This is a genomic window from Mesorhizobium sp. CNPSo 4684 (genome assembly GCF_057784315.1).
Genome location: NZ_JBWLUX010000029.1, coordinates 78,304 through 86,306 on the forward strand (window position 1 = coordinate 78,304; position 8,003 = coordinate 86,306).

5 protein-coding genes are annotated in these 8,003 nt (G+C 62.7%); 3 read left to right on the forward strand and 2 right to left on the reverse strand.

Going from position 1 to position 8,003, the window contains the following annotated elements; all coding sequences use genetic code 11:
- Positions 1 to 99 precede the first annotated feature (99 nt).
- Positions 100 to 2,100: a glycogen debranching protein GlgX gene (gene glgX / locus AC04SG_RS24545; protein ID WP_488553144.1), complete on the forward strand. Its 2,001-nt coding sequence runs from the start codon at positions 100 to 102 to the stop codon at positions 2,098 to 2,100.
- Positions 2,100 to 3,749 carry a beta-galactosidase BglA gene (gene bglA, locus AC04SG_RS24550; protein ID WP_488553145.1) on the forward strand — a complete coding sequence of 550 codons (1,650 nt, stop codon included), beginning with the start codon at positions 2,100 to 2,102 and terminating at the stop codon, positions 3,747 to 3,749. Before glgX ends, bglA begins: the two co-directional genes overlap by 1 nt.
- Before the next feature lie 139 nt (positions 3,750 to 3,888).
- Here bglA and AC04SG_RS24555 read toward each other — a convergent pair whose 3' ends face one another.
- Together AC04SG_RS24555 and AC04SG_RS24560 are read right to left on the reverse strand one after the other, a co-directional pair.
- Positions 3,889 to 5,655, reverse strand: a complete 1,767-nt coding sequence (locus tag AC04SG_RS24555; protein WP_488553146.1) for a pilus assembly protein TadG-related protein — start codon at positions 5,653 to 5,655, stop codon at positions 3,889 to 3,891.
- Positions 5,655 to 6,101, reverse strand: a complete 447-nt coding sequence (locus AC04SG_RS24560) for a TadE/TadG family type IV pilus assembly protein (protein ID WP_488553147.1) — start codon at positions 6,099 to 6,101, stop codon at positions 5,655 to 5,657. The genes AC04SG_RS24555 and AC04SG_RS24560 overlap by 1 nt, the downstream gene beginning before the upstream one ends.
- A 290-nt stretch (positions 6,102 to 6,391) precedes the next feature.
- Here AC04SG_RS24560 and AC04SG_RS24565 point away from each other — a divergent pair, with 290 nt between their 5' ends.
- Complete coding sequence (locus AC04SG_RS24565) at positions 6,392 to 7,984, forward strand: peptide ABC transporter substrate-binding protein (protein WP_192256479.1); 1,593 nt, start codon at positions 6,392 to 6,394, stop codon at positions 7,982 to 7,984.
- Positions 7,985 to 8,003: the final 19 nt, after the last annotated feature.

Below are 8,003 nucleotides of genomic sequence, written 5' to 3' on the forward strand. Positions count from 1 at the left end.
TCAAGCACCAATGCCCCATTCCTTCCAGCACCCCTCATCCGTCTCGGCGCTGCGCGCCGATCCACCTTCTCCCACAAGGGAAGAAGGAAAGCCGCGCCCATGACCCATCTCGGCGCAACCATCACCCGCGATGGCATCCGCTTCGCCGCCTGGTCGTCGTCGGCACGGCGTCTTTGGGTGTCGATCTTCGACGACACCGGCACCCGCGAAACCGACCGGCTTGAGCTTCAGCCGGAAGGCGAGGGCGTTTTTGCCTTGTCAATCGCCGGCCTTGCCGGCGGCACCCGCTATGGCTTTCGCGCCGATGGCGACTATGCGCCCGAACGCGGCCTGTGGTTCGATCCCGACAAGCTGCTCACCGATCCCTACGCCGTCGAAATCGACCGGCCGTACCAGTATCACTGGCGGCTCACGGCCAAACGCAACGAAGGCGCCGACACCGCGCAGCTCATGCCCAAGGCAATTGCCGCGGCTTCGCCCAAGGTCGTGCCGGCCAAGCCGCCGCTGTTCCAGCCCGGCGGCCTGATCTACGAGATCAATGTCCGTTCCTTCACCAGGCTGCACCCCGACGTGCCGGAAGCCCAGCGCGGCACCATCGCGGCACTTGCTCATCCCGCCATCATCGAACACCTCAAGAAGATAGGCGTCTCCGCCGTCGAACTGATGCCGGTGACGGCATGGATCGACGAGCGGCATCTGCCGCCGCTCGGCTTGAGCAACGCCTGGGGCTACAACCCGGTCACCTTCATGGCCCTCGATCCGCGCCTGGCGCCGGGCGGCCTGACCGAATTGCGCGACACGGTAGCTGCGCTGCGCAAGGCCGGCATCGGCACCATCCTCGATCTCGTCTTCAACCACACCGGTGAGAGCGATCGGCTCGGGCCGACCCTGTCGCTGCGCGGCCTCGACAACCGTGCCTACTATAGGCATGAGGCCGACAACCGCCTGGCCAACGACACCGGCACCGGCAACACGGTCGCCTGTGACCATCCTATCGTTCGGGAGATGGTGCTCGATACGCTCCGTCATTTCGTCCGCTACGCCGGCGTCGACGGTTTCCGCTTCGATTTGGCGCCGATCCTCGGCCGCGTCGATGGCGTTTTCGATCCGGAAGCACCTTTGCTTCGAGCCATTGCTGCCGACCCGATCCTTGACGATAGGGTGCTGATCGCCGAGCCCTGGGATATTGGCCCGAACGGCTATCAGCTGGGCGATTTCCGCCCGCCATATCTGGAATGGAACGACCGCTACCGCGACGACGTCAGGCGCTTCTGGCGCGGCGATGCAGGCGCCGTCGGTGCGTTGGCGACAAGGCTTGCCGGCTCGTCCGATGTCTTCGCCAAAGAAGGGCGCAGCGCCAGCCGCACGGTGAATTTCATCGCCGCGCATGACGGCATGACGCTCGCCGACATCGTCGCCTATGAGGCCAAGCACAACCAGGCCAATGGCGAGAAGAACCGCGACGGCCACAATGAGAACCTGTCCTGGAACAATGGCGTCGAGGGCGAGACCCCTGACAAGGCGGTTGCCGAGGCCCGTTCCGGTGACCGCCGGGCGCTGCTCGCCACCTTGTTTGCCTCGCGCGGTACGATCATGCTGACGGCGGGCGACGAATTCGGCCGCACGCAAAAGGGCAACAACAACGCCTACGCACAGGACAACGCCATCACCTGGCTTGACTGGGCCGGGCGCGACCTCGTGCTGGAAGCCCATGTGTCGGCGGTCGCCGCACTGCGCCGCGCTGCGCCGGCGCTTTCTGACATGCGCTTCCTGACCGGGGAGCCGCCGACTGGTTCTGATGTGTCCGATGTCGCCTGGCTGACCGAGACCGGCGCGCCGCTTGGCGAAGCCGACTGGAACGACGCCGCGCGCCACCGTCTCATCATGCTGCTTGGCAATACAGCGGAAGGCCGCCTGGCCGTCATCGTCAATGGCGACCGCCGCCAATGCGTCTTCACGCTGCCCGTGCGGGAAGGGTTCCAATGGCAGCCGGCTGTTGTAACGCAGGCGATCGACCTTGCGCGCCCGCTGCCCGGCCGCAGCGTGAATTTCATGATCGAGCGCCGGACCGCAAAGGTCCGCGCCAGGAAGGGTTCGTGATGGCCGACGACAATGCCCAGTCGGGAACTGAAGAGAGCGCCGACTGGTGGCGCGGCTGCGTCATCTATCAGATCTACCCGCGCTCGTTCCAGGATACGACAGGCGACGGCAGCGGCGACCTCCTAGGCGTCACATCGCGGCTGGCGCACGTCGCCTCGCTCGGCGTCGACGCTGTCTGGCTGTCGCCCTTCTTCAAGTCGCCAATGGCCGACATGGGCTACGACGTATCGGACTATCAGGCGGTCGATCCGATGTTCGGCTCCCTGGAGGATTTCGACGCGCTGGTGGCCGAGGCGCACCGGCTCGGCCTGAAGGTAATCATCGACCAGGTGCTGTCGCATTCCTCCGACAAGCATGAATGGTTCGTCGAAAGCCGATCGAGTCGCGACAACCCCAAGGCTGACTGGTACGTCTGGGCCGACACCAAACCCGATGGCAACGCCCCCAACAACTGGCTGTCGGTCTTCGGCGGCCCGGCCTGGGAGTGGGACGCGACCCGCCGGCAATACTACATGCACAATTTCCTGGCTTCACAGCCCGACCTCAATTTCCACAATACGGAGGTCCAGGACGCGCTGCTCGACACGGTTCGGTTCTGGCTCGGCCGCGGCGTCGACGGCTTCCGCCTGGACACGGTAAACTACTATGTCCATGACCGCTGGCTGCGTAGCAATCCGCCTTTGGCGTCGAGCGTCGCCGGCACCAATGGCGAAACCAACACCTATCTCTTCCAGGAACATCTGTTCGACAAGTCGCAGCCGGAGAACCTCGGTTTCCTCCGGCGCTTTCGCGCTCTGCTCGACGAGTATGACGGCCGCGCCAGTGTCGGCGAGGTCGGTGACGAAGGCCGCTCGCTGCAGACGCTGGCCGCCTACACCTCCGGCGGCGACAAGCTCAACATGTGCTACACATTCGATCTGCTTGGGGCACAATTCTCGCCTGCCCATGTGCGCGGCTGCGTCGAGGCGTTTGAAACAGCGGTTGCCGATGGCTGGGTCTGCTGGGCGTTTTCCAACCACGATGTCGTGCGCCATGTCAGCCGCTGGACGCGGCCGGGCGGCGATCCGGATGCGGTGGCGAAATTCTCGATCGCTCTGCTCGCCTGCCTGCGCGGATCGATCTGCCTCTATCAAGGCGAGGAGCTTGGGCTGCAGGAGGCGGAACTGACCTTCGAGGATCTGCGTGATCCCTTCGGCATCCGCTTCTGGCCGACGGTCAAGGGCAGGGACGGCTGCCGCACGCCGATGGTCTGGGAAGCGGGCGCCGACAATGCCGGTTTTTCCTCGACCAAGCCCTGGCTGCCGGTGCCTGCAATTCAGCGCGCCCGGGCGGTCGACGTCCAGAATGGCGACGAAAATTCCGTGCTCGCCGGCTACCGGACGATGCTGGCCTTGCGCAAGGCGCATCCCGCTCTGGTCAAGGGTTCGATCCGTTTTCTCGATACCGAGGGCGATGTCCTTGCCTTCATCAGGCAGGGCGAGGGCGAGACATTGCTCTGCGTCTTCAATTTCGCCGACGAGCCGGCCGACTGGCCACTGCCGCCGGATTTCGGGCCCGTCGTGGCGATAGCTCCGGGTGGCGGTGCGGTCCTACAGGAGGAAGGGCTGTCCCTGCCGGCGCTGGGCTGGTTTGTCGGACGAACCGGCTAGAGCGTTTCACCGTTTCACGGAAACGGCGAACCGCTCTATCTCTTTGTTTTCACGCAATTCCCAAGGGAAAGCGCTACGCGCTTTTCCCGGGAAAACCGCACACACTTTTCCTGGAATTGCCCTAACCGATAGATCGGGCCTATTGCACCAGAACGGAGCGGCCGCAGGTCGCGCCGGTAACCCGGACATCGGCCTGGCCGACGCTCACACCGAGCGCTGCGAGCACATTGTAGACCAGCGCGTCGACAGGCGCCGTCACGCTGTTCAGCAGCGTCACCACAGCCGGCTTCACCGTTCCAAGCAGGGTGCTGAGGTTGATCGGCAGGCCCAGCACGTTGGCCGTCAGCGACAGATCGCTGACCAGCGAGGTGGTCAGCGACTGCGTCAGGTTCTGTGTTGAGACGGTCTTGATCGTCTTGGCGGTGATGTCGCTATAGTTGAAGACCAGGTCCGTCGAGTTCATGTTGGTCATCGCAAACGCCGCAGAGCCCTTCACCGACAAGAGCGGGACGAGCAGCAGCCTCACCGCAGCGATTTCGGTGTTGTAGAAGGATTGCGGTTTGGTGAAATCGGCGAAGGCGCCGGGATTGCCGTCGGCACTGCTGGCCGCGAGATGCGCTTCGACGACACCGGGGCGCGTGGCGATGGTGACCTTGATGCTTTCGGGACGGCCCGTCGGACAGCTTATGTCCGTCAGCTTGGCCTCCGCATAGGCGATTTCGATATGCAGCGGCAGGGTGACGGAGAGCAGGCTGGTGCCGCCGCCGATATTGCTGTTGCCGACGGTGACCGACGCCAGAAGCTTGATTCGCGTCTGCGCGGTGCGCACCACGGTGCCGGCCTCGCCGACAGCCAGCCATGGCGAGGATTGCATCGGCTCGCCAATGGCGACGTCGAGCGTCGCGGCGGTGAGGCCAGGCACGGTGACGCCAAGGTCGAGCTGGGCCTGGTTGGTGCCGTTGGCAAGGGAGGCTGCGGCTGTCAGCATCCCCATGGCGCTGGTATCGACACCCAAACCCGAGGGCTTTTGCCCGAGACCCAGGCGGCCGACCGAGCCGAGGTCGACAAGACGGCTGAGCGGAATCTGGACCGTGCTGGTGGCCTTCGAGGCCACCGACTGCAAGGCCAGCTTGGCCGTGTTGCCAAGCCCCGGGACATTGGCCATGGCGGTTGCGATCTGGCCGATGCTGGCCTTTGAAGCCAGCACATCCGAATAGGATACACTGGTCATGTTCAACTGAACCGCGAGCGCGTCGACAAAGGAAAGCACGTTGATGTCGGCCGCGATCAGGGAATTATAGTCCATCACGCTGAGCGAGATGTTGCCGCCCACCAGTCCCTTGAGGAGCGCGTTGAGCAGGCCGTCATTGACGCTGAGCAGCCTCGAGCCGACCGAAAATGTCGCCTGCGCCTGGGCGTTTGCGGTGGCCGTCGTGCCGATGACCGGTGGGGCCATGAGCGAGGCGCCGAAATAGAGCGTGCCCTGCTTCTTCAGGAACACTTGCACGGCATTGTAGGGCAGTTTACCTGCCTCGAACCGGCTGCCGGCGGCGATCGAACTCAAACCGGTGTAGCGCCCCGGCACAATCTGGACCACCGCCTTGGTGTCTGTCGGCGCGACTGTCCCGTCTTTCTGCACGGCAACCGAGCTGATGCCGTTGTCCTTCAGCGTCGTCAGCACCGCCGTTTCGGCGTTGGCAAGATTGGCCGCAGCAGTGATTGCCGCCAGGTCGACGATCGACTGCGCTGCGCGGCGCTCGTTGAACAGCGCACCCTGGTCGACGGCGAACGCCGTCAAGACCAGCGCGACGGGCGCGCAGAGCGCCGTCATGACAGCGAAATTGGCCCGCTTCTCGCGCAGCAGCCGCCGGCATATCTGCCACATTCCAGCAACGGCACGACGCATCAGATGCCCCCGACCCGGATCGTCGATTGGCGTTGAATGGTCATGCCCGGCATCGCCAGATTGGGGAACAGATTCCAGATCGGCAAATTGCGTGCGTCGTAGCTGACCGAGACCACGAACTGACTACCATCGGCGACGCTGTCCTTGGCGTCGACCGTCAGTTTCGTGGCATCGACGAAGGGATAACCATTGACATCGTTGTTGATGAAGTTGGTCACCAGCGTCTTGCGTTCAGTGGCGTTCAGCCCCGCAATCGCCGTTCGCGCCGCATCCGCCGCGATTTGCTGGACCGAATGGCTGGCGCCGAAATAGATGCCATATGCAACCATTCCGAGTAGAAGCAGGATGAATAAAGGCGCCAGCATAGCGAATTCGATCGCCGAGGTCCCCGAGGCGTTCGCCCGGAAACGACACCACCAAGCGGGGAGTTTTGGGTTCTGCAGCATACTGCCGAGTATGCCAAACTTCGCTTGCAGAAACAGAAAACCGATAAAGCAACCGCAAGGTGCAGCCAGTTGAGTGGCATCTGAATTTTAGCTGGCACTATTTTAGCGCGGGACTACTCACTCTACGTCAAGCAGCGGGCGGTTGAAATAATATTTCCGTCTGTCTAGTGTCCTGCCACCAGCTGCCGGAAAGGGAACCGGCGGCGCGCTCAAAGGGGCCAGAAATCGGTTCCGGGGCGTTAACACTCGAAAGGCGCGAGTAGCTAAGCCGCGCCGCAGGGAGAGACTTCATGCTGAAAAATATGCTGAAGGCGACGCTGGTCGCCACAACCATGACCTTTGCTGCAGGCACGTTCCTGACACCGGCCCTTGCCGAGACCGTCTACAACAGAGGCAGCGCCGCCGAAGCGGAGACGGTCGATCCGCACAAGACCTCGACCGTCTACGAAGCCGATATCATACGCGACCTGTTCCAGGGACTGGTCATGCACGATCAGAAGACGAACCTCATTCCGGGCGCCGCCGAAAGCTGGACCGTATCGGATGACGGCACCGTCTACACCTTCAAGCTGCGCAAGGACGGCTTGTGGTCGGATGGCAGCCCGGTGACGGCGGACGACTTCGTCTACTCCTTCCGTCGGCTGGAGGATCCGGCGACTGCCGCCGAATACGCTTCCATGCTCTATCCCGTGAAGAACGCCGAGGAAGTCAACACCAAGAAGGGCAAGCCCGAGGATATGGGCGTCAAGGCGATCGACGCCAACACCTTGGAAGTGACGCTGAAGGCGCCGACGCCATACTTCCTCGAGATGCTGACCCACCAGGCCACCTATCCGGTCAACAAGGCCTCGATCGACAAGCTCGGTGCCGACTGGATCAAGGCGGGCAATCTCGTTTCGAACGGCGCCTATACGCTGGCCGAGTGGATTCCCAACGACCACATGAAGCTGGTCAAGAATCCGAAATTCTGGGACGCCGCGACCGTGAAGATGGACGTGGTCAACTACATCCCGACCGAAGACCGCTCGTCGGCGATGAAGCGCTTCGAGGCCGGCGAACTCGACAGCTACGGCGACCTGCCGACCGAACAGCTCGCTGACCTCAAGACCAAGTTCGGCGATCAGGTCCGTGTCGGACCGTATCTCGGCACCTACTACTATGCGATCAAGACCGACAAGGCGCCGTGGGACAATGTCGAGCTGCGCAACGCCATCTCAATGGCGATCGACCGGGACTTCCTCGCGGAGAAGGTCTGGCAGAACTCCATGCTGCCTGGCTACTCGATGGTGCCTCCGGGCATCGCGGGCTACACCCCGGCAATGGCCAAATACGCCGACATGTCGCAGATCGACCGCGAGGACGCCGCCAAGAAGATCCTCGAGAAACTCGGCTATACGCCCGAGCATCCGCTGAAGATGGAGATTCGCTACAACACCTCGGAAAATCACAAGAACACCGCGGTTGCCATCCAGGAACAGCTGAAGCCGCTTGGCGTCGAGATCACGCTGCTCAACACCGATACCAAGACCCACTATTCCTTCCTTGAGCAGAAGGGTAACTACGACGTGGCGCGTGCCGCCTGGATCGCCGACTACAAGGATCCGGAAACCTTCCTCGGCATCACACGCAAGGCGAGCGGCAACAACTATTCGAACTACAACAGCCCGGCATACGAGGCGGCCATGGACAAGGCCGCTGCCGCTGGCGGCAAGCCGGAAGAGCGCATGAAGGACCTCACTGAGGCCGAGCGCATCCTTGTCGATGACGTCGGTAACATTCCGCTTCTCTACTACAGCTTCCACGACATCGTTTCCTCGAAGCTGCATGGCTTCGACGACAATGTGATGGACATCCATCCGTCCCGCTTCATCTCCAAGGACTGAATCATCCTTGACTGGACCG

Coding starts and splice junctions, on each gene's coding strand:
- glgX (WP_488553144.1), top strand. CDS start 100: ATGACCCATCTCGGCGCAACCATCACCCGCGATGGCATCCGCTTCGCC.
- bglA (WP_488553145.1), top strand. CDS start 2,100: ATGGCCGACGACAATGCCCAGTCGGGAACTGAAGAGAGCGCCGACTGG.
- AC04SG_RS24555 (WP_488553146.1), bottom strand. CDS start 5,655: ATGCGTCGTGCCGTTGCTGGAATGTGGCAGATATGCCGGCGGCTGCTG.
- AC04SG_RS24560 (WP_488553147.1), bottom strand. CDS start 6,101: ATGCTGCAGAACCCAAAACTCCCCGCTTGGTGGTGTCGTTTCCGGGCG.
- AC04SG_RS24565 (WP_192256479.1), top strand. CDS start 6,392: ATGCTGAAAAATATGCTGAAGGCGACGCTGGTCGCCACAACCATGACC.